29 protein-coding genes are annotated in these 24783 nt (G+C 65.0%); 17 read left to right on the top strand and 12 right to left on the bottom strand.

Annotated elements, in window-relative coordinates; translation table 11 throughout:
- Positions 1–13 precede the first annotated feature (13 nt).
- From EV678_RS03630 to EV678_RS03600, 7 genes are read left to right on the top strand one after another with little or no spacing between them, the layout of a single operon-like run.
- Entirely contained in the window at positions 14–535 is a 522-nt protein-coding gene (locus EV678_RS03630) for an OmpH/Skp family outer membrane protein (RefSeq protein WP_205230382.1), read from the top strand.
- 21 nt (positions 536–556) lie between these two features.
- Positions 557–1543, top strand: coding sequence for a UDP-3-O-(3-hydroxymyristoyl)glucosamine N-acyltransferase (gene lpxD / locus EV678_RS03625; RefSeq protein WP_130458548.1), 987 nt, complete (start codon positions 557–559; stop codon positions 1541–1543).
- A gap of 5 nt (positions 1544–1548) precedes the next feature.
- Positions 1549–1986, top strand: a complete 438-nt coding sequence (fabZ, locus tag EV678_RS03620; protein WP_014237714.1) for a 3-hydroxyacyl-ACP dehydratase FabZ — start codon at positions 1549–1551, stop codon at positions 1984–1986.
- Positions 1987–1990: 4 nt separating this feature from the next.
- Positions 1991–2761, top strand: coding sequence for an acyl-ACP--UDP-N-acetylglucosamine O-acyltransferase (gene lpxA / locus EV678_RS03615; protein WP_130458547.1), 771 nt, complete (start codon positions 1991–1993; stop codon positions 2759–2761).
- A 4-nt stretch (positions 2762–2765) separates the two neighbouring features.
- Positions 2766–3953 carry a lipid-A-disaccharide synthase gene (gene lpxB, locus EV678_RS03610; protein WP_014237712.1) on the top strand — a complete coding sequence of 396 codons (1188 nt, stop codon included), beginning with the start codon at positions 2766–2768 and terminating at the stop codon, positions 3951–3953.
- Positions 3934–4530 carry a ribonuclease HII gene (gene rnhB, locus EV678_RS03605; protein ID WP_130458546.1) on the top strand — a complete coding sequence of 199 codons (597 nt, stop codon included), beginning with the start codon at positions 3934–3936 and terminating at the stop codon, positions 4528–4530. Before lpxB ends, rnhB begins: the two co-directional genes overlap by 20 nt.
- A gap of 3 nt (positions 4531–4533) precedes the next feature.
- Positions 4534–5310, top strand: a complete 777-nt coding sequence (locus EV678_RS03600; RefSeq protein WP_014237710.1) for a TrmH family RNA methyltransferase — start codon at positions 4534–4536, stop codon at positions 5308–5310.
- A gap of 117 nt (positions 5311–5427) precedes the next feature.
- On the opposite strand, the gene ppsR is transcribed toward EV678_RS03600, so the two are convergent.
- Positions 5428–6270 carry a posphoenolpyruvate synthetase regulatory kinase/phosphorylase PpsR gene (gene ppsR, locus EV678_RS03595; protein WP_014237709.1) on the bottom strand — a complete coding sequence of 281 codons (843 nt, stop codon included), beginning with the start codon at positions 6268–6270 and terminating at the stop codon, positions 5428–5430.
- A gap of 85 nt (positions 6271–6355) precedes the next feature.
- Here ppsR and ppsA point away from each other — a divergent pair, with 85 nt between their 5' ends.
- On the top strand, positions 6356–8731 hold the full coding sequence (gene ppsA / locus EV678_RS03590) for a phosphoenolpyruvate synthase (protein WP_130458545.1): 2376 nt from the start codon (positions 6356–6358) through the stop codon (positions 8729–8731).
- Between the two features lie 181 nt (positions 8732–8912).
- On the opposite strand, the gene EV678_RS03585 is transcribed toward ppsA, so the two are convergent.
- Together EV678_RS03585 and smpB are read right to left on the bottom strand one after the other, a co-directional pair.
- Positions 8913–9533, bottom strand: coding sequence for a trimeric intracellular cation channel family protein (locus EV678_RS03585; protein WP_130458544.1), 621 nt, complete (start codon positions 9531–9533; stop codon positions 8913–8915).
- Positions 9533–9979, bottom strand: a complete 447-nt coding sequence (smpB, locus tag EV678_RS03580; RefSeq protein ID WP_014237706.1) for an SsrA-binding protein SmpB — start codon at positions 9977–9979, stop codon at positions 9533–9535. Before smpB ends, EV678_RS03585 begins: the two co-directional genes overlap by 1 nt.
- Positions 9980–10039: 60 nt before the next feature.
- Here smpB and EV678_RS03575 point away from each other — a divergent pair, with 60 nt between their 5' ends.
- The gene (locus EV678_RS03575) at positions 10040–10471 is read left to right on the top strand and encodes a type II toxin-antitoxin system RatA family toxin (RefSeq protein WP_130458543.1); all 432 of its coding nucleotides are present in this window, start codon (positions 10040–10042) and stop codon (positions 10469–10471) included.
- Positions 10464–10787: an RnfH family protein gene (locus EV678_RS03570; protein WP_014237704.1), complete on the top strand. Its 324-nt coding sequence runs from the start codon at positions 10464–10466 to the stop codon at positions 10785–10787. Before EV678_RS03575 ends, EV678_RS03570 begins: the two co-directional genes overlap by 8 nt.
- A gap of 50 nt (positions 10788–10837) precedes the next feature.
- Here EV678_RS03570 and EV678_RS03565 read toward each other — a convergent pair whose 3' ends face one another.
- Positions 10838–11332 (bottom strand): DUF4124 domain-containing protein, encoded by a 495-nt coding sequence (locus EV678_RS03565; protein WP_157870641.1) that lies wholly within the window; start codon positions 11330–11332, stop codon positions 10838–10840.
- 67 nt (positions 11333–11399) lie between these two features.
- Here EV678_RS03565 and guaB point away from each other — a divergent pair, with 67 nt between their 5' ends.
- Together guaB and guaA are read left to right on the top strand one after the other, a co-directional pair.
- Positions 11400–12860 (top strand): IMP dehydrogenase, encoded by a 1461-nt coding sequence (gene guaB, locus EV678_RS03560; protein ID WP_014237702.1) that lies wholly within the window; start codon positions 11400–11402, stop codon positions 12858–12860.
- A gap of 97 nt (positions 12861–12957) precedes the next feature.
- Positions 12958–14592: a glutamine-hydrolyzing GMP synthase gene (gene guaA, locus EV678_RS03555; protein ID WP_130458542.1), complete on the top strand. Its 1635-nt coding sequence runs from the start codon at positions 12958–12960 to the stop codon at positions 14590–14592.
- 89 nt (positions 14593–14681) lie between these two features.
- On the opposite strand, the gene EV678_RS03550 is transcribed toward guaA, so the two are convergent.
- Positions 14682–15386, bottom strand: coding sequence for an ankyrin repeat domain-containing protein (locus tag EV678_RS03550; RefSeq protein ID WP_157870640.1), 705 nt, complete (start codon positions 15384–15386; stop codon positions 14682–14684).
- Positions 15387–15543: 157 nt separating this feature from the next.
- Here EV678_RS03550 and EV678_RS03545 point away from each other — a divergent pair, with 157 nt between their 5' ends.
- On the top strand, positions 15544–17490 hold the full coding sequence (locus EV678_RS03545; RefSeq protein WP_130458540.1) for a PhoX family protein: 1947 nt from the start codon (positions 15544–15546) through the stop codon (positions 17488–17490).
- Here EV678_RS03545 and EV678_RS03540 read toward each other — a convergent pair.
- On the bottom strand, positions 17487–18020 hold the full coding sequence (locus EV678_RS03540) for a GNAT family N-acetyltransferase (protein WP_130458539.1): 534 nt from the start codon (positions 18018–18020) through the stop codon (positions 17487–17489). The two genes, EV678_RS03545 and EV678_RS03540, sit on opposite strands and share 4 nt — an antisense overlap.
- Before the next feature lie 12 nt (positions 18021–18032).
- Complete coding sequence (locus tag EV678_RS03535) at positions 18033–18476, bottom strand: winged helix-turn-helix transcriptional regulator (protein ID WP_130458538.1); 444 nt, start codon at positions 18474–18476, stop codon at positions 18033–18035.
- A 144-nt stretch (positions 18477–18620) separates the two neighbouring features.
- On the opposite strand from EV678_RS03535, the gene EV678_RS03530 reads away from it, so the two are divergent.
- Together EV678_RS03530 and EV678_RS03525 are read left to right on the top strand one after the other, a co-directional pair.
- Positions 18621–19475, top strand: coding sequence for an SDR family oxidoreductase (locus EV678_RS03530; protein WP_130458537.1), 855 nt, complete (start codon positions 18621–18623; stop codon positions 19473–19475).
- A gap of 106 nt (positions 19476–19581) precedes the next feature.
- Positions 19582–19902, top strand: a complete 321-nt coding sequence (locus EV678_RS03525; protein WP_130458536.1) for a hypothetical protein — start codon at positions 19582–19584, stop codon at positions 19900–19902.
- Positions 19903–19909: 7 nt separating this feature from the next.
- Here EV678_RS03525 and EV678_RS03520 read toward each other — a convergent pair whose 3' ends face one another.
- Entirely contained in the window at positions 19910–20053 is a 144-nt protein-coding gene (locus EV678_RS03520) for a hypothetical protein (RefSeq protein ID WP_235832400.1), read from the bottom strand.
- Between the two features lie 63 nt (positions 20054–20116).
- Entirely contained in the window at positions 20117–21016 is a 900-nt protein-coding gene (locus tag EV678_RS03515; RefSeq protein WP_130458534.1) for a class I SAM-dependent methyltransferase, read from the bottom strand.
- 139 nt (positions 21017–21155) lie between these two features.
- On the opposite strand from EV678_RS03515, the gene tadA reads away from it, so the two are divergent.
- Positions 21156–21617: a tRNA adenosine(34) deaminase TadA gene (gene tadA, locus EV678_RS03510; RefSeq protein ID WP_014237692.1), complete on the top strand. Its 462-nt coding sequence runs from the start codon at positions 21156–21158 to the stop codon at positions 21615–21617.
- Positions 21614–22096, top strand: coding sequence for a L,D-transpeptidase (locus EV678_RS03505; RefSeq protein ID WP_130458533.1), 483 nt, complete (start codon positions 21614–21616; stop codon positions 22094–22096). Before tadA ends, EV678_RS03505 begins: the two co-directional genes overlap by 4 nt.
- A 114-nt stretch (positions 22097–22210) precedes the next feature.
- Here EV678_RS03505 and EV678_RS03500 read toward each other — a convergent pair whose 3' ends face one another.
- From EV678_RS03500 to ygfZ, 3 genes are all read right to left on the bottom strand, one after another.
- Complete coding sequence (locus EV678_RS03500; protein ID WP_014237690.1) at positions 22211–22414, bottom strand: cold-shock protein; 204 nt, start codon at positions 22412–22414, stop codon at positions 22211–22213.
- A 329-nt stretch (positions 22415–22743) separates the two neighbouring features.
- Entirely contained in the window at positions 22744–23493 is a 750-nt protein-coding gene (locus tag EV678_RS03495; protein WP_130458532.1) for an NRDE family protein, read from the bottom strand.
- A 137-nt stretch (positions 23494–23630) separates the two neighbouring features.
- Positions 23631–24650, bottom strand: coding sequence for a CAF17-like 4Fe-4S cluster assembly/insertion protein YgfZ (ygfZ, locus tag EV678_RS03490; RefSeq protein ID WP_130458531.1), 1020 nt, complete (start codon positions 24648–24650; stop codon positions 23631–23633).
- Positions 24651–24783: the final 133 nt, after the last annotated feature.

Here is a 24783-nt window from a genome sequence, read left to right as displayed (position 1 = left end):
AGGAGAGACTGGTTTGAAATACAAAATGCTTAATGTCGGTGCCGCCGCTGTCCTGTCTGCATTTCTGGCTGTGCCCGCTTTTGCCAATGAAGCGAACAAGATCGGTTACGTGAATACCCAGCGGGTGTTCCGCGATGCCCCCGCTGCCGTCAAGGCCCAGAAGAAGCTGGATGCCGAGTTTTCCCGCCGGGACCAGGACCTCCAGGTCGTTGCCAAGAAACTGCAGACCCTGCAGGAAAATCTGGAAAAGAACGGCGTCACCATGTCCGAGAGCGAGCGCCGCAACAAGGAGCGCGAGCTGAACGATCTGAACCGCGACTTCCAGCGCCGTCAGCGTGAATTCCGCGAAGACCTGAACCTGCGCCAGAACGAGGAAATGGCCGCCGTGCTGGAAAAGGCCAACAAGGCCATCAAGCAGATCGCCGAGAACGAGAAGTTCGACCTGATCCTGCAGGATGTGGTCTGGGTCAGCCCCAAGCTGGACATCACCGACAAGGTGATCAAGGCCCTGTCCGACGACAAGGCCGGCAAGTAAGCCGATTTGCCAGGGGGCCGCGTGACGGGGGAGGGGATTCGTCTCGACGAAATCGTCGCCCGTCTGGGAGGCTCCCTGCTGGGTGACGGTGCCGTCCGGATTTGGGGGGTGGGCACCCTGGCCGGGGCCGGCGAGGGGCAGATCAGCTTCCTCTCCAACCCCAAGTATCGCAGCCAGCTGGCGAGCACCCGGGCGGCCGCAGTCATCGTGCCGCCGGCCATGCAGGACGGTACGGAGCGGCCCCGCATCGTTGCCGCCAATTCCTACACGTATTACGCCCGGGTAGCCCAGCTGCTCTATCCGGCTCGTCAGCCAAAAACGCCGGTGCATCCGAGCGTGGTGCTGGGGCAGGATGTGCAATTGGGCGAGGGTGTGGTGATCCATGCCGGCTGCGTCATCGGCGACGGTGCCAGTATCGGCGACGGTTCGGTGCTGCATCCCAATGTCACCGTGTATGCCGGTTGCCGCATCGGCAAGCGGGCCCTGATCCATGCCGGTGCAGTGATCGGTGCCGACGGCTTCGGTTTCGCCAAGGATGGCGAGGCCTGGCTGAAGATTCCCCAGGTGGGGCGCGTCATCATCGGCGACGATGTGGAAATCGGCGCCAACACCACCATCGACCGGGGCGCTATCGAGGACACCGTGATCGGCGACGGCGTCAAGCTCGACAACCAGATCCAGGTCGGCCACAACGTGGTGATCGGCGACCACGCGGCCATGGCCGGCTGCGTCGGCATCGCCGGCAGCGCCCGCATCGGCAGGCGCTGTACCGTCGGTGGCGGTGCCATCATCCTGGGCCACCTGGAGCTGGGGGACGATGTGCATGTCTCTTCCGGCACCCTGGTGGCCAAGAGCCTGAAACAGCCCGGTCAATACACCGGAGCCTTCCCCGTGGAGCGCCACGAGGGCTGGCTGAAGAATGCGGCCCATCTGCGCCATCTGTCGAAACTGGCGGACCGGGTCCATGAACTTGAAAAAAAACTTAGTGAGCTGGAGAAAAAATCTTGACCAATATGGATATTCACCAAATTCTCGAATACCTGCCCCACCGTTATCCCATCCTGCTGGTGGACCGGGTGCTCGAATGCGAGCCGGGCAAGAGTATCCATGCCATCAAGAACGTGACCATCAACGAGCCCTTCTTCAACGGCCACTTCCCGCACCATCCGGTCATGCCCGGCGTGCTGATCCTGGAAGCCCTGGCCCAGGCCGCTGCCATCCTGTCCTTCAAGACCATGGGTTCCAAGCCTGACGACAAGTCCGTCTATTACTTTGCCGGCATCGATGGCGCCCGCTTCAAGAAGCCGGTGAGCCCGGGCGACCAGCTCAACCTGCATGTGGAGATCATCGCCAGCAAGCGCGGCATCTGGAAGTTCAAGGCCGAAGCCCGGGTCGATGGTCAGCTGGCCACCGAAGCCGAACTGATGTGCACCGTCCGCTCCATCGAGTAAGCCCATGATCCATCAGACGGCCATCGTCCATCCCGGAGCCAGGCTCGGAGCGAACGTCTCCGTCGGCGCCTATTCCATCATCGGCGAGCATGTGCAGATCGGTGACAACACCGAGATCGGTCCCCATGTGGTGATCGAAGGCCATACCACGATCGGTCGGGACAACCGGATTTTCCAGTTCTGCTCCATCGGTGCCGAACCCCAGGACAAGAAGTACGCCGGCGAACCGACCCGTCTGGAAATCGGCGACCGCAACGTCATCCGGGAATTCTGCACCTTCAACCTGGGCACCATCCAGGACGGCGGCGTCACCCGCCTGGGCAACGACAACTGGATCATGGCCTACGTGCACCTGGCCCACGACTGTCAGGTGGGCAACCACACCATTTTCGCCAACAATGCCCAGCTGGCCGGCCACTGCCATGTGGACGACCACGCCATCCTCGGCGGTTTCACCGTGGTGCACCAGTTCGTGCGCATCGGCGCCCATTCCATGACCGGCATGGGTACCATCCTGTTCCAGGATCTGCCGCCCTACGTCACCGCTGCCGGCAATACGGCCTCGCCCTACGGCATCAACAGCGAGGGCCTGAAGCGCCGCGGTTTTACTTCCGAGGCGGTGATGGCCCTGAAGCGGGCCTACCGGGCCATCTACAAGTCCGGCCTGACCCTGGAAGAGGCCAAGGCCAAGCTGGAGGCCGATCTGGCCAAGCATCCCGAATACCAGCTGTTGCTCGATTTCCTAGCCGTGTCCAAGCGCGGCATCGTTCGGTGAGGCCATGGCGGGCAACGGAATCCGTATCGCCATGGTGGCGGGGGAAGCCTCGGGCGACCTCCTGGCCAGCCATCTGATCAAGGCGCTCAAGCAGCACCTGCCGGACGCCACCTTCTACGGCATCGGCGGCCCCAAGATGTCGGCCCAGGGCTTCGATGCCTGGTGGCCCCTGGAAAAGCTGGCGGTGCGCGGCTATGTGGAAGTGCTCAAGCACTACCGGGAAATCACCGGCATCCGCCGCCAGCTGAAAAAGCGCCTGCTGGAGGAAAAGCCCGATGTCTTCATCGGCGTGGACGCGCCGGATTTCAATCTGGATCTGGAGCGGGGCCTGAAGAACAAGGGCATTCCCGCCATCCACTACGTCAGCCCCTCCATCTGGGCCTGGCGCGGCAAGCGCATCCACAAGATCGCCCGTTCCGTCTCCCGCATGCTCTGCCTGTTCCCCTTCGAACCGGCCCTGTACGAGGCCAAGGGCGTGCCGGTGGACTACGTGGGTCATCCGGTGGCCGACATGGTGCCCCTGGAGATCAACCGCCAGTCGGCCCGGGAAAAGCTGAACCTGCCCCTGGAAGCGCCGATCTTCGCCTTCCTCCCCGGCAGCCGCCAGTCCGAGCTGGAGTACATGGCGGATACCTTCATCGAGACGGCCAAGCGCATTTACGCCCGCATGCCCAAGGCTTTGTTCCTGGTGCCCCTGGCCACCCGGGAAACCCGCCTGCTGTTCGAGACCGCCATCTACCGCCATCAGGCCCTGGATGTGCCGTTCACCCTGCTCTTCGGCCATTCCCACGATGCCATGGCGGCCGCCGACACGGTGCTGGTGGCGAGTGGCACCGCCACCCTGGAAGCGGCGCTGCTCAAGCGTCCCATGGCCATCGCCTACCGCATGGCGCCTTTCTCCTGGCGCCTCATGAAGCGGATGAAGTACCAGCCTTGGGTGGGCTTGCCCAACATCCTGGCCGGCCAGTTCGTGGTGCCCGAATTCCTGCAGGACGATGCGACGCCGGACAATCTGGCCCAGGCCCTGCTCAACCTGCAGACCGACAAGCTGCTGCGTAGCCGCATCGAGGACGAATTCACCCGCATCCACCTGCAGCTGCGCCAGAACACGGCGGAGAAGGCGGCGGCGGCCATCCTTTCCGTGCTCGGGCGCCGTCCCGTGCGGGCCGACGATGTCCCTGCAGCTGTTTGACGATCTGGTCTGCGGCATCGACGAAGCCGGCCGCGGCCCCCTGGCGGGCAGTGTGGTGGCGGCGGCGGTGATCCTGGACCCGGCCCGGCCTATCGCCGGCCTCAACGACTCGAAAAAGCTGAGCGCAGCGAAGCGCGAGGCCCTGGCCCCGGAAATCCGGGAAAAGGCCCTGGCCTGGTGCGTGGCAGAAGCCTCCGTGGCCGAGATCGATCGTCTCAACATCCTCCACGCCACCATGCTGGCCATGCAGCGGGCCGTCGCCGGCCTTGCCGTGGCGCCCCTGCGGGCCCTGGTGGACGGCAACCGCTGCCCCAAGCTGGCGGTGCCGGCGGAGGCGGTGGTCAAGGGAGACGGCAAGGTGGCCTGCATTGCCGCCGCCTCCATCCTGGCCAAGACGGCCCGGGACGAGGCCATGCTCGACCTGCACCGGCAATACCCCCAATACGGCTTCGACCGCCACATGGGCTACCCCACGGCGGACCATCTGGAGCGCCTGCGGCAGCACGGGCCGAGCCCCATCCACCGGCGCTCCTTCGGCCCGGTGAAGCTGCTGCTGGCCCAGGCCGAGCTGTTCTGAACCATGCGCTTCGTCGAATCCCCCGACAATCCCGCCTACCGCCAGTTGCGGCGCCTCTGCCAGTCCGGCCGGGAGCGGCGCAAGACCGGCTTTTCCGTGCTCGACGGCATGCATCTGCTGACGGCCTACGAGGAACGCTTCCAGAAGGTGCGGGAGCTGTTCGTCAGCGAGGCGGCCCGGGACAAGCCCGAAATCGCCGCCTACCTGGCCGCCTCCGCCGGCATCAAGCAGACGGTGCTGAGCGAACGCCTGTTCGAAGACCTGGGGCTGGTGGATACGCCCACCGGCATCGTCGGCCTCATCAATACCCCGGTGCCCGCCGCCGGCCCCGACGCCCAGGGCGATGCGGTGCTGCTGGACGGTGTGCAGGACCCGGGCAACCTGGGCTCCATCCTGCGCAGCGCCGCCGCCGCCGGTTTCCGCCAGGTGCTGCTGAGCGCGGATTGCGCCCAGGCCTGGGCACCCAAGACCCTGCGGGCGGGGCAGGGCGCCCATTTCCAGACGGTCATCCATGAGAACCAGGACCTCTGCGCCTTTCTGGCCGGCTATGGCGGCAAGGCCGCCGTTACCTGCCTGGGGGCCCAGGGCGATCTCTTCGATGCGGACCTGCGCGGCCCGGTGGCCTGGGTCTTCGGTTCCGAAGGGCAGGGCGTGCGGCCCGCCGTGCTGGCCCTGACCAATGCGCCCCTGGCCATTCCCATGCCGGGGGGCAGCGAATCCCTCAACGTGGCTGCTGCCGCCGCCATTTGCCTGTTCGAGACGGTGCGCCAGCGGCGCTGAGCCGCAGCAGCGAGAGCAGTACCTTAAAGCGGCCCGGCCTGAAATGCAGCAGGGGCGCCATTCTTCCCGGCCTATGGCTGGAGAATGGCGCCCCTGCTGCCTTGTAGGGCGACGGGTTTAGAAGCTCAGCCGTTCCAGCTTCACTTCCTGCATGATGGTGGTGGAGATTTCCTCGATGGACTTGGTGGAGGAATCGAGCCAGCGGATGTCGTGCTGGCGCATCATCTTCTCTGCCTCCTTGACCTCGTAGCGGCAGTTTTCCAGGGAGGCGTACTTGCTGTTGGGGCGCCGCTCGCTGCGGATCTGGTTGAGGCGCTCGGGCTGGATGGTGAGGCCGAACAGCTTCTCCCGGTGCTTGACCAGGCTGTCGGGCATTTTCATGCGCTCGAAGTCTTCCGGAATGAGGGGAAAGTTGGCCGCCTTGACCCCGAACTGCATGGCCAGGTAGAGGCTGGTGGGCGTCTTGCCGCAGCGGGAGACGCCGACGAGAATGACGTCGGCCTGCTCCAGCCCCTGGTTGGTGACGCCGTCGTCGTGGGACAGGGTGTAGTTGATGGCCTCGATGCGCTGCTTGTAGTCGTTGGTGTCGATGGAGCCGTGGGTGCGGCCGATGGTGTGGGTGGACTTGACGCCCAGCTCCGCCTCCAGGGGCACGATGAAGGTGTCGAAGAAATTGAGGCAGAGGACGTTGGCCTCGCTCAGGATGCGGTTCAGGTCCCGGTCGATGAGGGTGGAGAAGACGATGGGCCGGGCGCCGTCCAGGATGGTCGCCTCCTTCAGGCGTTCCAGGCATTCCCGGGCCTTGTCCGTGGAATTGACGAAGGGAATCCGCACCATCTTCAGGCGCACACCCTCGAATTGGGTGAGCAGGCTGTGTCCCAGGGTTTCAGCGGTGATGCCCGTGCCATCGGAGATGAAGAAGATGGTGCGGGAGGGGAGATGGGACGGCGCTTGAGTCATGGATTTCCCTAATCGGCGGGTCAAGTGTTGTGGAAGGCGCTAAAATAGCGGTTTCCCGATTTTGAAACAATCTTCAGAGGACTTCATGAGCGATTATGTAATCGGTTTCGACCAGCTGCGCATGACAGATGTGGACCGTGTCGGCGGCAAGAACGCCTCTCTCGGCGAAATGATCAGCCAGCTGGCCAATACCGGTGTGCGGGTTCCCGGCGGTTTCGCCACCACGGCCCATGCCTATCGGGAGTTCCTGGCCCATGAAGGCCTGGCCGCCCGCATCGAGGCTGAACTCTCCAACCTGGACGTGGATAACGTCAATGCCCTGCTGGCTGCCGGTGCCAAGATCCGCCAGTGGATCATCGACACCCCGTTCCCGGCCCAGCTGCAGAACGAGATCAAGGCCCACTACGACGCCCTGATCGCCGATTCCACCGCCGACGCCTCCTTCGCCGTGCGCTCCTCCGCCACCGCCGAGGACCTGCCCGACGCTTCCTTCGCCGGCCAGCAGGAAACCTTCCTCAACATCCACGGCTTCGACAACATCCTTCACGCCATGAAGGAGGTGTTCGCCTCCCTCTATAACGACCGCGCCATCTCCTACCGCGTGCACAAGGGCTTCACCCACGCCGAGGTGGCCCTGTCCGCCGGCGTGCAGCGCATGGTGCGTTCCGACAAGGGCGCCGCCGGCGTGATGTTCACTCTGGATACCGAATCCGGCTTCCGCGACGCCGTCTTCGTCACCGCCTCCTATGGCCTGGGCGAGACCGTGGTGCAGGGCGCCGTGAACCCGGACGAGTTCTACGTGCACAAGCCCATGCTGGCCGCCGGCAAGAAGGCCGTGATCCGCCGCAACCTGGGTTCCAAGCTGATCAAGATGACCTTCTCCGCCGAGAAGGTGGCCGGCAAGTCCACCATCACCGAGGACGTGGCCGAGGCCGAGCGTCACCGTTTCGCCATCAACGATGCCGAAGTGGAAGAGCTGGCCCGCTACGCCATGATCATCGAAAAGCACTACCAGCGTCCCATGGACATCGAGTGGGGCAAGGATGGCGTGGACGGCAAGCTGTACATCCTGCAGGCCCGCCCCGAGACCGTGAAGTCCCAGGAAGGCCACGGCCGCGTCGAGAAGTTCAAGCTCAAGTCCTTCTCCAAGGTGCTGGCCTCCGGCCGCGCCATCGGCCAGAAGATCGGCGTCGGCCCGGTGCGCGTGGTGCACGATCCTTCCGAAATGGACCAGGTCAAGCCCGGCGACGTGCTGGTGGCCGACATGACCGATCCCAACTGGGAGCCGGTGATGAAGCGGGCTTCCGCCATCGTCACCAACCGTGGCGGCCGTACCTGCCACGCCGCCATCATCGCCCGGGAACTGGGCATCCCCGCCATCGTCGGTTGCGGTGACGCCACCGAGACCCTGGCCGAAGGCGAAGTGGTCACCGTCTCCTGCACCGAAGGCGACACCGGTCACGTCTATCGTGGCAAGCTGGACTTCGAGGTCACCTCCCGCGACCTGGGCGCCATGCCCGAGATCAAGACCAAGATCATGATGAACGTGGGCAACCCGGAGCTGGCCTTCGAGTTCTCCCAGCTGCCCAACGCCGGCGTCGGCCTGGCCCGGGTCGAGTTCGTCATCAACAACGTCATCGGCATCCACCCCAAGGCCATCCTGGAAATCGACCGTCTGCCCGCCTCCAAGCGGGAAGAGATTCTGCGTCGCGCCCGGGGTTACGCCAATCCGGTGGAATTCTTCGTCGAGAAGCTGGCCGAGGGTGTGTCCACCATCGCCGCCGCCTTCTGGCCCAAGCCCGTCATCGTGCGTCTCTCCGACTTCAAGTCCAACGAGTACCGCAAGCTGCTGGGCGGCGACCTCTACGAGCCCGAGGAAGAAAACCCCATGCTGGGCTTCCGCGGCGCCTCCCGCTACATCGCCAGCACCTTCCGCGACTGTTTCGAGATGGAATGCCGGGCCATGAAGAAGGTCCGCGAAGAAATGGGCCTGACCAACGTGGAACTGATGGTGCCCTTCGTGCGCACCGTCGATGAAGGCAAGGGCGTGGTCAGCCTGCTGGCCGAACATGGCCTCAAGCAGGGCGAGAACAATCTCAAGCTGATCATGATGTGCGAGATTCCCTCCAACGCCCTGCTGGCCGACCAGTTCCTGGAAGTGTTCGACGGCTTCTCCATCGGCTCCAACGACCTGACCCAGCTGACATTGGGCCTGGATCGTGACTCCGGCCTGGTGGCTTCCCTCTTCGACGAGCGGGACCCGGCGGTGAAGACCCTGCTGGCCATGGCCATCGCCTCCGCCAACAAGAAGGGCAAGTACGTCGGCATCTGCGGCCAGGGCCCCTCCGACCATCCGGATCTGGCCGAGTGGCTGATGGACCAGGGCATCTCCTCCATCTCCCTCAACCCGGATACGGTGGTGGACACCTGGACCCGCCTGGGCGCCCACAAGGCCAGCTAAAGGCAAAGAGAGCCCCGTCTTCCTGACGACCGCGGAAAAGGCGCCGAGTGCACAACTCGGCGCCTTTTTTCATGGCGTGCCCAGAAGGCAGGAGGGATGCGATTTTCCGGATCGGGCGCCTGGAGAGGCGCATCTGTACTAGGGCGGTGCGGGGGGAATGGCGTGCCGCTGCGGCCGGCGGCTAGGCCCGGGCCTTGAAGGTGGGCAGGGAAATCTTGAAGACGATGGCGGCCCAGCGCAGGCCGAAGATCAGCGCCGCCGCCAGCCAGGCGGCCCAGACCGGGGAAACGCCGAGGGCCTGCAGGCCGATCAGCAGCAGGCAGCCGGCCAGGGCGGCCGAGGCGTAGAGTTCGCCGGGGAGGAAGATCAGGGGCACCTGGTTGCAGAAGATGTCCCGCAGCACGCCGCCGAACACCCCGGTGATGACGCCCATGAGGCTGGCCACCAGCCAGGGTGCATGCCAGTGCAGGGCGGCCTGGGTGCCGAGGACGGCAAACAGGGCCAGGGCCAGGGCATCCGGATAGAGGAAAAGGCGAGGGGAGATGGGGCGCCGGCGGACGATGAAAAAGGTGAGAATGCCGGTGGCGAAGGCGGTGATCAGATAGGTCTGGTCCACCACCCAGAAGACATTGCGGTCCAGCAGCAGGTCCCGCACCGTGCCGCCGCCCAGGCCCGTGGCCACCGCCACCATGACCGTGCCGACCAGGTCCATGCCCTTGCGTTCGGCTTCAAAGACGCCGGTGGCGGCACCAACCGCCACGGCCACCAGGCCGACCCAGTAGAGCAGATCGGCCAGCAGCATCAGACCTTGACCCGCATCAGGCGCTGCTTTTCCCGGTCCCAGTCGCGCTGCTTCTCGGTTTCCCGCTTGTCGTGCATCTTCTTGCCCTTGGCCAGGCCCACTTCCACCTTCACCCGGCCCCGGGTGTAGTGCAGGTCCAGGGGGACGAGGGTGAAGCCGGCCCGTTCCACCTTGCCGATGAGCTTGTCGATCTGCTCCCGGTGCAAGAGCAGCTTGCGGGTGCGGGTGGCTTCGGGATGGACGTGGGTGGAGGCGGTGTAGAGGGGCGTCAGGTGCATGCCCAGCAGCCAGATTTCGCCGTTCTTGATGACGACGTAGGACTCCTTGAGATTCACCCGTCCGGCACGAATGGCCTTCACTTCCCACCCTTCGAGGGCGAGACCGGCTTCGATCTTCTCCTCGACGAAGTAGTCGTGAAAGGCTTTCTTGTTGGTGGTGATGCTCATTGGGCCGGGCTTTCCGCTAAAATGCGCCATTCTACAAGGATTCCGAGAAAAAGGCCGCCCATGGCCCTGGTGGAAAAATCAGTATTGATCGAGTTTTCGGCCCAGCAGATGTTCGATCTGGTGGACCGGGTGGAGGACTATCCCCAGTTCCTGCCCTGGTGCAGCTCCACGGAACTGAAGTTCCGCGACGGGCAGAAGACGGCGGCGACCCTGCATATCAACTATCACAGCGTCAAAAGCCACTTCACCACCGAGAACGACAAGGAAATCCCCCTGTGGATGAACATCCGCCTGGTGGATGGTCCGTTCCGCCGCCTCGAGGGGCGCTGGGTATTCAAGCCCCTGGCGGAAAAGGCCTGCAAGATCGAATTCACTCTGAGCTACGAGTTTTCCAGCAAGCTCTTTGAAAAGGTGATCGGTCCCGTCTTCAATCACATTGCCAATACGTTCGTCGAAGCCTTCGTCAAACGTGCGGCCCAGATCTATGGCTGAAAAAATCAACGTCGAAGTCGTCTACGCCCAGCAGCGCAAGCAGGACCTGGTGTCCGTCAAGCTGGAGGAGGGCGCCACCGTGCGCCAGGCCATCGAGGCCTCGGGCCTGCTGGAGAAATATCCGGAAATCGACCTGGCCAAGAACAAGCTGGGCATCTTCGCCAAGCTGGCCAAGGCCGACGGGGTGCTGCGGGACAAGGACCGGGTGGAAATCTACCGCCCCCTCATCGCCGACCCGAAGGAGGTGCGCAAGCAGCGGGCCGCCGAAGGCAAGGTGATGAAGAAGGGAGCCGGGGACGAAGGCTCCGGCGAATGAAAAAGGCGGCTTCAAGCCGCCTTTTTTATCGAATCAAATCTGCTGCAGCGCTATTTGCACCATTCATTGACCGCTTGCTGTGCCTTGGCTGCTTCCGCAGCCCGCTGGCTGTCGTCGAGAATTTCCCGTTCGCCGGCGTCGTTGCGGCGGGCGATGCGCTCTCCGGACTGATAAAGCGCCAGATTGCGGCGGGCTGCATCGCAGTTGTCCTTGCGCTTCTTCTGCTGGGCAGCCTCCTCTTCAGCCTCTTTCGCCTTGTCCTGCCGGATTTTCTGCTGCTGGCGGAATTCCATTTCCTTTTCCGCCAGGCTCTTCGGTGGGGGCGTCTGGACACTGCCGGCAGGAGGCGTATCAATCACCCGTTTCTGCTGCACCTTGCCCACGGGAGGCTTGTCGGACATGACGGTGCGGCCGTTTTCGTCCTTCCAGGTATAAATTTGTGCCAGTGCCGAAGTGGCTGCGAAAAGCAGGGATATGGCAGCGATTCGGGCAATATGGGGACGGTTGCCGGAGGATGTCGCAGGCCGGAATGGGAAGATGGGCATGCCTAGGCTCTTTTCCGAGGGTAATCCAGTCCCGTATAATACGTTTTTGAGACTCCGGATCAAAGCCATGCGTGTAATCCAGAAGGCCTTGACGTTCGACGACGTCCTGCTTGTCCCCGCCCATTCCAACATCCTGCCTCGCGACGTCAGCCTGGCCACCCGCCTGACCCGCAACATCTCCCTGAATCTGCCCCTGGTGTCCGCCGCCATGGACACCGTGACCGAAGCCCGCCTGGCCATCGCCATCGCCCAGGAAGGCGGCATCGGCATTGTGCACAAGAACCTCTCGGCCAAGGCCCAGGCCGCCGAAGTTTCCAAGGTCAAGCGCCACGAAGCCGGCATCCTCAAGGATCCCATCACCATCACCCCCAGCATGACCATCGGTGAAGTGGTGGCTCTGACCCGCCAGCACAAGATTTCTGGCCTGCCGGTCTTGGAAGGCAAGAAGGTGGTGGGTATCGTCACCAACCGGGACCTGCGGTTTGAAGGCAAGCTGGATCAGCCGGTGACCAAGATCATGACCCCCAAGGAGCGCCTGGTCACGGTCAAGGAAGGTGCCAGCATCGAAGAGGCCAAGGAACTGATCCGCGAGCATCGCATCGAGCGCGTGCTGGTGGTCAATGACGACTTCGAACTGAAGGGCCTGATTACCGTCAAGGACATCCTCAAGACCTCCGAGCACCCCCTGGCCAACAAGGACGAAGCCGGTCGCCTGCGCGTTGGCGCCGCCATCGGCGTCGGTGCCGGCACCGAGGAGCGGGCCGAACTGCTGGCCGCCGCCGGTGTGGACGTGCTGATCGTGGACACCGCCCACGGCCATTCCCAGGGCGTGCTGGACCGGGTCAAGTGGGTCAAGCAGAACTTCCCCCATGTGGAAGTGATCGGCGGCAACATCGCCACCGCTGCCGCCGCCCGCGCCCTGGTCGATCACGGCGCTGACGGCGTCAAGGTCGGCATCGGCCCCGGCTCCATCTGCACCACCCGTATCGTGGCCGGTGTCGGCGTGCCCCAGATCACCGCCATCACCAATGTGGCCGAAGCGCTCAAGGGCACCGGCGTGCCCATGATCGCCGACGGCGGCATCCGCTTCTCCGGCGACATCTCCAAGGCTATTGCCGCCGGCGCCAACTGCGTCATGCTGGGTGGCCTGTTTGCCGGTACCGAAGAAGCCCCGGGCGAAGTGGAACTGTTCCAGGGCCGCTCCTACAAGTCCTATCGCGGCATGGGCTCCCTGGGCGCCATGCAGGCCGGCTCCTCCGACCGCTACTTCCAGGACAACACCGCCAACGTGGACAAGCTGGTGCCGGAAGGCGTCGAAGGCCGGGTTCCTTACAAGGGTTCCGTGCTGGCCGTGATCCACCAGCTGATGGGCGGTCTGCGCGCCTCCATGGGCTATGTGGGCTGTGCCACCATCGACCAGATGCGGGAGACCGCCGAGTTCGTCGAGATCACCGCTGCCGGCGTCCGGGAATCCCACGTCCACGACGTGCAGATCACCAAGGAAGCGCCCAACTACCACCAGGACTGATCCTCCGGGACCAAGCAAGGGCGGCCAGTTCCAACTAGGCCGCCCTTTTTCATAGCATCGGCTTCATCGCCCCTATTGCCCACATAGCAGACCCATCATGGCCCACCAGAAAATCCTCATTCTCGACTTCGGTTCCCAGGTCACCCAGCTCATCGCCCGCCGGGTGCGGGAGGCCAAGGTTTTCTGCGAAATCCACCCCTACGACGTGTCGGAAGAGTTCATCCGCAACTACGGCGCCAAGGGCATCATCCTCTCCGGTGGCCCCAGCTCCGTGACCGAGGGCGATACCCCCCGGGCCCCCAAGGTGGTGTTCGAACTGGGCATCCCCGTGCTGGGCATCTGCTACGGCATGCAGACCATGGCCCAGCAGCTGGGCGGCACCGTGATGACCGCCGAAGCCGCCGGCAAGGCCCGAGAATTCGGCTATTCCGAAGTCCGTGCCCACGGCCACACCGCCCTGCTGAAGGACATCGCCGACTTCACCACTCCCGAAGGCCACGGCATGCTCAAGGTGTGGATGAGTCACGGCGATTCCGTCATGGAATTGCCCCCGGGCTTCAAGCTGATGGCCTCCACCCCTTCCTGTCCCATCGCCGGCATGGCCGACGAGGAGCGCAAGTTCTACGCCGTCCAGTTCCATCCGGAAGTGACCCACACCGTGAAGGGCCGGGCCATCCTGGAAAGCTTTGTGCACGGCATCTGCGGCTGCGGCACCGACTGGGTCATGGGCGACTACATCGCCGAGGCTGTGGCAGCCATTCGCGCTCAAGTGGGCAATGAAGAAGTCATCCTGGGCCTCTCCGGCGGCGTCGATTCCAGCGTGGCCGCCGCCCTGATCCACAAGGCCATCGGCGACCAGCTCACCTGCGTCTTCGTGGACCACGGCCTGCTGCGCCTCAACGAAGGCGACATGGTGATGGACATGTTCGCCCGCAACCTGGGCGTCAAGGTCATCCGCGTCGATGCGGTGGACGACTTCATGGGCAAGCTGGCCGGCGTTTCCGACCCGGAACAGAAGCGCAAGATCATCGGCAAGGAATTCGTGGAGGTCTTCCAGGCCGAATCGAAAAAGCTCTCCGCCGCCAAGTGGCTGGCCCAGGGCACCATCTACCCGGACGTGATCGAATCCGCCGGTAAGGGCAAGAAGGGCGCCCACACCATCAAGAGCCACCATAACGTGGGCGGCCTGCCCGAGGACATGCACCTCAAGCTGCTGGAACCCCTGCGGGAGCTGTTCAAGGACGAGGTGCGGGAACTGGGCGTGGCCCTGGGGCTGCCCCGGGAGATGGTCTATCGCCATCCCTTCCCCGGTCCCGGCCTGGGCGTGCGCATCCTGGGCGAGGTGAAGCAGGAGTACGCCAAGCTGCTGCAGCGGGCCGACGCCATTTTCATCGACGAGCTGCGCGCCACCCTGGCCACCGAGCGGGACGTGGCCGCCGGCGCCTGTACCGAGGCCGATATCGGCAAGAGCTGGTACGACCTGACCAGCCAGGCCTTCGCCGTCTTCCTGCCGGTGAAGAGCGTGGGCGTCATGGGCGACGGCCGCACCTACGAAAACGTGGTGGCCCTGCGCGCCGTGGTCACCAGCGACTTCATGACCGCCCACTGGGCCCATCTGCCCTACGAGCTGCTGGGCAAGGTCTCCAACCGCATCATCAACGAAGTGCGCGGCCTCAACCGGGTGGTGTACGACGTCTCCGGCAAACCGCCTGCCACCATCGAGTGGGAGTGAGTGTGCCGTTCTGCCGGTAGATATCAGGCAGCCTGGCCCCCAAAAAAACCGGACGCGAAGTCCGGTTTTTTTATTCCGAGTCCTGGGGATCAGGTCCGGATGAAGCTCGAATCCGGGTTGAGGCGCGGCATTTCGTCGTCCTGCCGATCCTTCAAGGTCTCCCGCAGGGCACTCACAACTTCGGCATGGCCGTGCTGCTGCGCCAGCATCAGGGCGGTCTGGCCGTCACCGGCCGCCTGGGTCGGATTGGCGCCGGCCTGGAGCAGGGCCTGTACCAGGGGCAGGTGGCCGTTCATGGCGGCCATCGCCAGGGGCAGACGACCCTGTTCGTCCATCTGGTTGGGATCGATCTCCATGGCCAGGACGCGGCGGGCCAGGGACAGGTTGTTCCGTTCTACCGCGCCGCACAGGGCTCGGGTGCCTTCGCTGCTTTTCACCTTGGGCTTGGGCTCCAGGCCGCTCGGCACCAGGCGGGTGACCTGATTCACCAGGGAACCGGCCACCATGAAGCCGAGGGCGATGAGCAGGGGCATGCGCGATACGCCCAGGCCATCGGCCCACTGGTCCGGCAGGTTGGCGCCGACCACCAGCAGGGCGTAGAGCAGGAAAAAGGTGAAGCGGACGTAAAGGAAGAGGGCCAGCAGCACCATCAGGCCGAGGACGGCCACCAGGTAGTTGGTGTTGAGATGCAGGGCCTGGCTCAGGTCGTGGGGCAGGTTGGCCAGCACGGCCAGCAACAGGACCAGGCCAACGAGCATCCATTCGCGGCGACGGCGGGCTTCAAATTGATCCATGGCGATCACTTGTGTGAAATATTTCACAAAATTGTCCGGCATTATTCTTCCCCCTGCAAGTCTTGCCTGAGCCGTTGGCACCCCCAACCCCTTTCCACCTGTCATGGTTCTGTCACATGGGGCGCGAACAATGGACAATTTTCGCCACGAGGCTCCCATGAAAGACTTCGACGACGCCTGTTGCAGCAATGCCAGTCCCAATCCCCATCTTCTCGACCTGGCCAGTCCCGCTCGCCGCCAGATGCTGGCCGGCGGCCTGGGAGCCGCTGCCCTGGCCGGCCTGCCCCTGCCGGCAGCAGCCGTCAGCGCGGCTTCCGGTGCCGGGCGGGCGGCCAAGGTGCCCATCGGTTTCGATCCCATCCCGGTTTCCCAGCTGGACCAGGTACGGGTGCCGGCCGGTTACCGGGCCGAACTGCTCTATGCCTGGGGCGACCCGGTGTCCGACGGCCCGGCCTATCGCGCCGATGGCGGCAACAGTGCCGCCGAGCAGGGCCTGCAGTCCGGCAGCCACCACGACGGCATGCATTTCTTCCCCTTCGTCGAGGGCAAGAAGCTCTCTTCCACTCACGGCCTGATGTGCATCAACCACGAATACACGGATGACGGCCTGCTCCACACCGGCGGCATGGCCGACTGGTCTGCCGAGAAGGTGGCCAAGTCCCAAGCGGCCCACGGGGTTTCGGTCATCGAAGTGAAGGAGGAGGGCGGCCGCTGGCAGGTGGTACGGCCTTCCGCCTACGCCCGCCGCATCACGGCCCAGAGCGCCATCACCGTCTCCGGCCCGGCCGCCGGCAGTGCCGGCCTGAAAACCGCCCAGGATCCCCACGGCCGGCTCATTTTCGGCACCTTCAACAACTGCGCCATGGGCCATACGCCCTGGGGTACCTACCTGACCTGCGAAGAGAACTTCAACGGCTACTTCAAGACCGGCAAGAACGCCACGCCGGACGAGAAGCGCTACGGCATCAACGACAAGACCGCCGGCTACCGCTGGCACGAGTTCGACGAGCGCTTCGACGCCGCCAAGCACCCCAATGAGCCCCACCGTTTCGGCTGGGTGGTGGAAATCGATCCGTGGAACCCCATGCAGCCGCCGGTCAAGCGCACCGCCCTGGGCCGCATCAAGCACGAGGGCGCCACCGTGACCCTGGCGGCGGATGGCCGGGTGGTGGTCTACATGGGCGACGACGAGCGCTTCGAGTACATCTACAAGTACGTCTCCAGGGGCATCTACCAGCCCGGCGACCGGGCTGCCAACGCCAGCCTGCTGGACGAAGGCACCCTGTACGTGGCCAAGTTCGGCGAAGAGGGCAAGGGGCGCTGGGTGGCCCTGGAACACGGCAAGAACGGCCTCACGGCGGAAAACGGCTTTGCCGACCAGGCCCAGGTGCTGATCCGCACCCGCCAGGCCGCCGACCAGGTGGGCGCCACCAAAATGGACCGGCCCGAGTGGATCGCCGTCCATCCCAAGAGCGGCGAGGTCTATGTTTCCCTCACCAACAACGTCAAGCGCGGTACCAGTGAAGTGCCCGGGCTCAATGCCGCCAATCCCCGGGCCGACAACGTCTTCGGCCACATCGTGCGCTGGCGCGAGGCTCCGGCCAAGGGCCGGCACGATGCCGGCAGCCTGGATTTCGAGTGGGACATTTTCCTCCTGGCCGGCGATCCCCAGCATCCGGAGGCTTCCCGCCGCGGCAACATCAAGGGCGATGCCTTCGGCAGCCCGGACGGCCTGTGGTTCGACGCCGCCGGGCGACTGTGGATCCAGACCGACGTTTCCACCAGCGTCCTCAACCAGAGCGACTACGCCCGCCTGGGCAACAACCAGATGCTGGTGGCCGACGTGGCGACGGGCCAGGTCAAGCGCTTCCTCACCGGGCCCAAGGGCTGCGAGATCACCGGCATCACCAGCACGCCGGACGGGCGGGCCCTGTTCGTCAATATCCAGCACCCGGGGGAGCCGGCCAGCGAGCGTTCCGAGCCGGCCAAGGCCACCGCCATTTCCCACTGGCCCCACAGCCAGTTCCCGGAAACGCCCGCCGGCCGGCCCCGTTCCGGCACCGTGGTGATCCGGCGCGAAGACGGTGGCGTGGTGGGGGGCTAGGGCACCAGCTCGGGAGCCAGGGGGCGGACCAGGTAGGCCGCTCCCGGCCCGTAGGAAGAAAGATCGGGCGCTACCTGCCCGGGAACGAAGCCGTGACGGGCCCAGTAGGGCACGGAGCCCTGGACGGCTATCAGGCTGGCCCACCGCAGGCGACCATGCCGGAACTCGGCTTTCTGCGCGGCCTCCAGGGCATGGGCCGTCATGCGGGCCGCCAGTCCTGTCCCCCGGGCCAGGGGGCTGACGGCCATGTCATGCAGGTGCAGGGTATCGGCACCATCCTTATGGCTACCGCTCCCATCGCCCAGACAGGGCGGGCGGCCCAGGCGGGCGGGCTGGGTGAAGAGGTAGGCGGCCAGTTCGCCGTCTGCCATCTGCGCCACCCAGCACCAGTCCGGAAAGGCCGTCAGCTTGCCGCGGAAGACGGCTTCGTCCTCATGGAAGAAGGGCGCGTAGGCCCGGGCCTGGAGCGCCACCACGGCGGGCAGGTCGGCCCCTTGCATGGGGCGCAGGTGGAAGTTGCTGGAGGTCATGGTCGCGAGCCCTTATTTGGGGCGGTTGGCGGACTTGTCCCGCTGCACCGTCTCCCGGGCAGCCAGGATGTCCGCCAGGTTGCCCTCGATCCAGTCCGCCAGGGCCTGGACCCGCTCCCCGGCCTCCCGGCCCAGGCCCGTCAGGCTGTATTCCACATGGGGCGGCACCACCGGGAAGGCCTGGCGCCGCACCAGACCGTCGGCCTCCAGCCATTGCAGGGTCTGGGCCAGCATGCGTTCGCTGACGCCGGCCACCTTGCGCCGCAGGTCGCTGAAGCGGTGGGTGCCTTCCAGCAGGGCCACCAGCACCAGCACGCCCCAGCGGCTGGTGACGTGCTGCAGCACTTCCCGGGAGGGGCAGCGGTCGGAAAAGACGTCGCCCCGGCGCATCAGTTCGGCCAGGGTCGGAGTCTCGGCGGGAGTGGGGGCCGGAACGGCGGGTGGGGAGGAGGGCATGGGTACTTACCTTTGTGTGCGTACTTATTTTTAGTTCGTATGGTTGCTATTCTCCCATTTCCCTTGGCTAAACCCAAGCCCGGGGCGGGAGGTGGCCAGTGGCCAATGCTTTCCGCCCGAAACCAGAGATGAAGGAGCAAATCCATGATCGTCGTTACCGGTGCCACCGGCCAACTGGGCCGCCTGGTCATCCAGTCCCTGCTGCAACGGCAGGTTCCCGCCAGTCGCATCGTCGCCGCCGTGCGCACCCCGGCCAAGGCTGCCGACCTGGCGGCCCAGGGCATCGTCGTGCGCCAGGCCGACTACAGCCAACCGGAAAGCCTGCGTACCGCTTTCGCCGGCGCCGAGAAGGTGCTGCTCATTTCCTCCAGCGAAGTGGGCCAGCGCCTGCCCCAGCACCGCAACGCCATCGAGGCCGCCCAGGCGGCCGGCGTGGGCCTGCTGGCCTACACCAGCCTGCTGCATGCCGATGCCTCGCCCCTCGGGCTGGCGGAAGAGCATCGTCAGAGCGAAGCCCTGCTGCGCCAGTCCGGACTGCCCCACGTGATCCTGCGCAACGGCTGGTACACCGAGAACTACCTGGCCAGCGTCGCTCCGGCCCTGCAGCACGGCGCCTACATCGGCGCCGCCGGCGAGGGGCGCATCGCCTCGGCGGCCCGGGCCGACTATGCCGAGGCGGCCGCTGCCGTCCTCACCCAGCCCGATCAGGCCGGCAAGGTCCATGAACTGGCCGGGGACACGGCCTACACCCTGGCCGATCTGGCCGCCGCCATCACCCGCCTGAGCGGCAGGGCCGTGCCCTATGTGAACCTGAGTCAGGCCGATTTCGAGGCCGCCCTGCTCAAGGCCGGCCTGCCGGCGCCCCTGGCGGCCCTGCTGGCCGACTCCGATGCCGCTGCGGCCCGGGGCGCCCTGTTCGACGACCAGCACCAGCTGAGCCGCCTCATCGGCCGTCCCACCACGCCGCTGGAGGCCCTGCTGCCGTCCGTGCTGGGCTGACGACGTCTGCGCCCGTCTCTCCCAGGCCGTCCCGGGGTTACGCCCCGGGGCGGCTTTTTTGCGCCCATCGTCTATAATTTAGATAACGTTATCAAAATTAACTGCCATGGACGACGCCAATCCGGAACAACGCCCCAGCCGGGGACGGCCCCGTAGCCGCTATGCGGAACGCAGTGAGCAGGTGAAGCAGAACATGCGCCTCTACCGGGCCCGCCAGGCGGCCGAACAGGCGGCCCTGGGGCGGGCGCTGGAAGGCTTGCTGCAAGCGGTTTCCAGCGGCGACCTGCAGGGTAGCTTCGCCGCCGGCGCCGCCGTGGCCGGCATCTGGCAGGAAAGCCTGATGCGCTCCCGCTTCCTGGGGGAGGGCAAAAACAAATCGCCGAAGCGCCGGAAGAATCCGGACGGTTCGGCGACTGGGGAGGCGTGAAGCCAGATCAGGCGGCGGGCACGGCAGGCGGGGCGTCGTCGTTGGCGGTGCCTTCGCTGCCTTCAGCCGGCTCCTGATTTTCCGGAGTGTCGTCCGGCAGGCCTTCCTGCTTGCGGCGCAGCTTTTCCTCCTTTTTCCTTTTCTTGGCCAATTCCCTCTGGCGTTTTTCAAACTGAAAATTGGTTTTGGCCAACTGGATTCCTTCGCGGGTCTGCTACGTTGATGATTCGGAATGCGCCGTCCGGTCGGGCGCAGCGGTGAAGAAGCGGGACTGCATCTCTTCCAGTCCCAGGCTTTGCAGCAGTTCGTTGAGGCGCTCGGCGGGCTTGCGCCGGGGCAGGTTCTTGTAGGTGGCGATGATCAGCTCGTTTTTCATGGAGTGCTCCCAGCCCACCAGTTCGGTCACCCGGACCTGGTAGCCGTGGGCCTCCAGCTGCAGGCAGCGCAGCACGTTGGTCAGCTGGCTGCCGAATTCCCGGGTGTGGATGGGGTGGCGCCAGATTTCCGTCAGCACCGTCTGGCCGAGGGATTTGCTCTTGTTCTTGTTCAGCACCGCCGCCACTTCCGCCTGGCAGCAGGGCACCAGGACGATGAAACGGGTCCGTTTTTCCAGGGCGAAGCGGATGGCGTCGTCCGTGGCCGTGTTGCAGGCATGCAGGGCCGTGACCATGTCCACCCGGGGCGGCAGCAGGGGCGAGGTGATGGAGTCGGCCACCGACAGGTTGTGGAATTCCATGCCGGGAAAGCCCAGCCGTTGGGCCAGTTCCCGGGATTTGCCCACCAGTTCGTCCCGGGTCTCGATGCCGACGATGCGGGCCAGGGGGGCGCCAGACTTGAAGAACAGGTCGTACAGAATGAAGCCCAGGTAGCTCTTGCCGGCGCCGTGGTCCACCAGGGTGAATTCCGGCTTGTCCTGCAGCAGCTCGAGCAGCAGGGGCTCGATGAACTGGTACAGGTGGTAGACCTGCTTCAGCTTGCGCCGGCTGTCCTGGTTCATCTTGCCGTCCCGGGTCAGGATGTGCAGTTCCTTGAGCAGCTCGAGGGACTGGCCGGGGCGGATTTCCGGCATGGAGGCGGCGGCAGGGGCGGGCGTGGCTTTGGCTTTTGCAGGCATGGCGAAACGGGCGGCAGCATGAGGCGAAGGGGCGATTATAGGCGCTGGGCCCGCAGGCCATGAGGTAAACTATGGGCCTGCTTCGATTGTCTGCCACCTTTTTCCCTTATTTCGCCTCTTTGCCGTCCTTTTTCCGCCCATGACCGACGAATTTTTCATGCGTGAAGCCCTGTCCCAGGCCGTGGCTGCCGGCTGCCTGGGGGAGGTGCCGGTGGGTGCCGTCGTCGTGCGGGAAGGCGTCATCGTCGGCCGGGGTTTCAATTCGCCCATCGGCGACAGCGATCCCACGGCCCACGCCGAAGTGGCGGCCCTGCGGGATGCGGCCCGCAACCTGGGCAATTACCGGCTGCCCGGCTGCGAGCTGTTCGTCACCCTGGAACCCTGCGCCATGTGTGCCGGCGCCATCATGCATTCCCGCATCGCCCGGGTGGTCTATGGCGCCCGGGACCCCAAGACCGGCGTGCACGCCAGCGTGCTCGACCTGTTCGCGGTGGACCAGCTCAACCACCACACGGAAATCGTCGGCGGCGTCCTGGCCGACGAATGCGGCCAGCTGCTCTCCCGCTTCTTTGCCGAACGGCGCAAGGCGGCCAAGGCATGAAACTGCGCGTCTCCCTCGGGCGCCAGGTCCTGGAACTGCTGGACGACCAGGGTCGGGTGCTGCGCGCCTATCCCGTCTCCACCTCGGCCGGGGGCGCGGGGGAGGAGAGCGGCAGCTTCTGTACTCCCCGGGGCTGCCATTACGTGCGGGCTAAGATCGGCGAGGGCCTGCCGACCCATGCCGTATTCCGCGGCCGCCGCTTCACCGGCGAAATCTGCACACCGGAACTGGCTGCCGCCACGCCGGAGCGGGACTGGATTCTCTCCCGCATTCTCTGGCTCTGTGGCCGGGAGCCAGGCTTCAACCGGCTCGGCCCGGTGGATACCATGGCCCGCTACATCTACATCCATGGCACGGCGGACGAGGCCGCCCTGGGCACGCCGGCGTCCCACGGCTGCATCCGCATGGGCAATGCGGACATCGTGGATCTTTTCGAGCGGGTCCCGGCGTTTACGGAAGTGGATATCGTCGAGGATTGAGCTTTGGGGACTGGGGCCGTGCAGATGGAAATTCCAAAAGCGGTGCCACGGCCGGCACCATGAAAAAAGCCCCGCAGTGCGGGGCTTTTTTTACAACCGTTCAGCGAACCTGGATTACAGGGGCTGAATGTTGGTTGCCTGGGGGCCCTTTTGGCCTTGACCGGCGACGAAGTTCACCTTCTGGCCTTCGCTCAGGGACTTGAAGCCGTCAGCCTTGATTTCGGAGAAGTGGGCGAACAGATCGGGGCCGCCATTGTCCGGGGTGATGAAGCCGAAGCCTTTAGCGTCGTTGAACCACTTAACGGTACCAGTTTCCATTTTGTATTCCTTAAAAACAGCTTAAAAAATGAGCAGATGCTCGAGGCGCGCAATAATCAAGGGAGACCACATGGAACAATGGAGTACCACTATGCAGAGGGACAACGATGAACTTGAATCTGGAACTTGAAGATTTAGCCCGATCCGTTATACGCACCCCCCAGGAGGCTGTCAAACGATTCTTGGAAAAATGCCGATTTATTTGATGTCGAGGCACGTCGGCATCGGCAATAGCAATCTTGCCTGCCGATGGCCCGGTGGATGGCGCCGCGCCACCAAAGGCCTTCAGCTTGCGGCGGCGGCCCCCTTAACAGGGCGCCCGGGTCATCCTAGTCAGCCTGGAAGCGCCGCTGCACTTCACCGCTGGGGCCGGCGGCGTTGAAACTGCGCTCCGTCAGGCAGACCTCTCCCTGCCGATCCACCGTCAGGACGGTGGAGGCCCGGGTGCCGTATGCCGGCGACTGGACGAAGATGGCGGAGAGCATTCTTTCCCATTCCAGGGAGACGCCGGTATCCGGCAGGTGCTCGTCGGGCCAGCGGGTGGGATCGGCCAGCAGACGGAACAGGGGTTCGGTCTCCGGCAGGGCCTGCAGGGCCTCGCTGAAACGGGCCTTGGCCGCCACCAGCTTGGGCCAGGGGGTTTCCAGGAGATGGTTGGAAAGGCCGTAGATGCCGGGCGGAAGTTCCTGGATGCGGCCCTGCCGGTTGGAGTAGTAACAGAGACTGTCCCGGTCGGCGAGAAACAGGTTGAAGCCGCCGTAGGCCCCGCCGTCCAGTCCGGAGAGGAAGTCCTGGGGCGAGAGGTCGCCGGCCAGATAGTCCCGGGTCAGGTCGCCCCGGGAACGCTGGCCTTCGGGAGCCTTGGGGTCCCGGTAGTTGGTGACGGCGGCAAAGCGCCGGCGCCGGTCGATGCCGAGCCAGGTGCCGCCGGCCTGCAGGTCCCGTCCGGCCAGGATGCCGGGCTGGTCGCTCCAAAAATCGGCGGCCAGGGTGGGGCGCGCATGGAATTCATCCCGGTTGGCACAAACCGCCAGGGGGTAATCCGGATGGGTCTGCCAGGCGAGGAGGATGAGACACATGGGGAAACCTATAGCCACAGAGGGCACAGAGATCTCAGAGAAAAGACAGGAAGGCCGTAGGCGCCCGTAGTACGGCTATGACGGTGAAACCGTGACAGTTTCCCCTGCTGGTCTCTGTGTCCGCTGTGGCACTAGTTTTAGTAAGGCAGGGGCAGCAGTTCCAGCACCGGGCCGTCCGGGCCGCCGGCATGCACCGGGCCGCCGCTGGCGCAGTTTTCCGGAATCACCGCCAGCAGCTCCCAGCTGCCGTCGGCTGCCGGTGCCCCATTGACCACGGTGCCGCCATGGTTCTCGTCGGCCAGGGTGGAGAAGAGGGCGTCGCCGGCCTTTACCGTAGCGGCCACCCTGGCGCGGAAGAGGGAGCGCTTGACCTTGCCCAGGTACTGGGTGCGGGCGACGATTTCCTGGCCCGGATAGCAGCCCTTGTGGAAGCTGACGCCGCCGATGCGTTCGAAATTGGCCATCTGGGGCACGAAGGCTTCCTGGGTGGGGCCGCTGATGTGGGGAATGCCGGCCTGGATCTGCAGCCATTGCCATACCGGCGTGCCCACGGGGCGGGCACCGGCGGCCAGGGCTGCCCACAGGCTGGGTGCGGCGGCCACGGCCACGGCGATTTCGAAGCGCTCGTTGCCTTCCAGGCGGATCACCTTGCCCGCCGGCGCCTCCTGGGCTTCCAGGGGCTGGGCCGGCACCGGCAAACCTGCCTGGGCCAGCAGGGCGGCGCTGCCCGGTCCGGCCAGGCCGATCAGGGCCACTTCGTCGCTGCGACTGGTGATCTGCACCTTGGCCCGCAGCACAAACATCTGCAGGCGCTTCTGAATGGCGGGTTGCAGTTCGGCAGCCAGCTGCACCTGGTAGGCGTCGCCTTCCTTCCACAGCAGGAAGCTGGCCAGCATGCGGCCCTTGGCGGTACACCAGGCGGAATGCTGGGCCGCTTCGGCTTTCAGGTGGTTCACATCGCTGGTCACCTGGTTGTGCAGGAAGGACTTGGCATCCTCGCCGCCGACGGCGATCAGGCCCAGGTGGGAGAGGGGAGCCAGCACCGGGCCGTTGAGGGCGGCCTGGCGTTCGCCGGCGGCATCGCCGAAATCGGTGACCAGATCGGCGTCGAACTTGGCGCCAGCCGTTTCCAGGGTGGTTTTCCAGAGAGCGTTCATGGGGATTTCCGTGGCAATTGGGGGAAAGTTAAGGGTTTTCGTGAGTCGCTTGTCGGAAACGGTCGGCCATCGGGGGCCGGCTCGTACAGCAGGTCCGCGTCGTCATTGGCCGGCGCGGGCGTCAATAGCTGGG

This window comes from Azospira oryzae (assembly GCF_004217225.1).
GTDB classification, from domain to species: domain Bacteria; phylum Pseudomonadota; class Gammaproteobacteria; order Burkholderiales; family Rhodocyclaceae; genus Azospira; species Azospira oryzae.
This window is presented reverse-complemented; position numbering and strand designations above follow the sequence as displayed.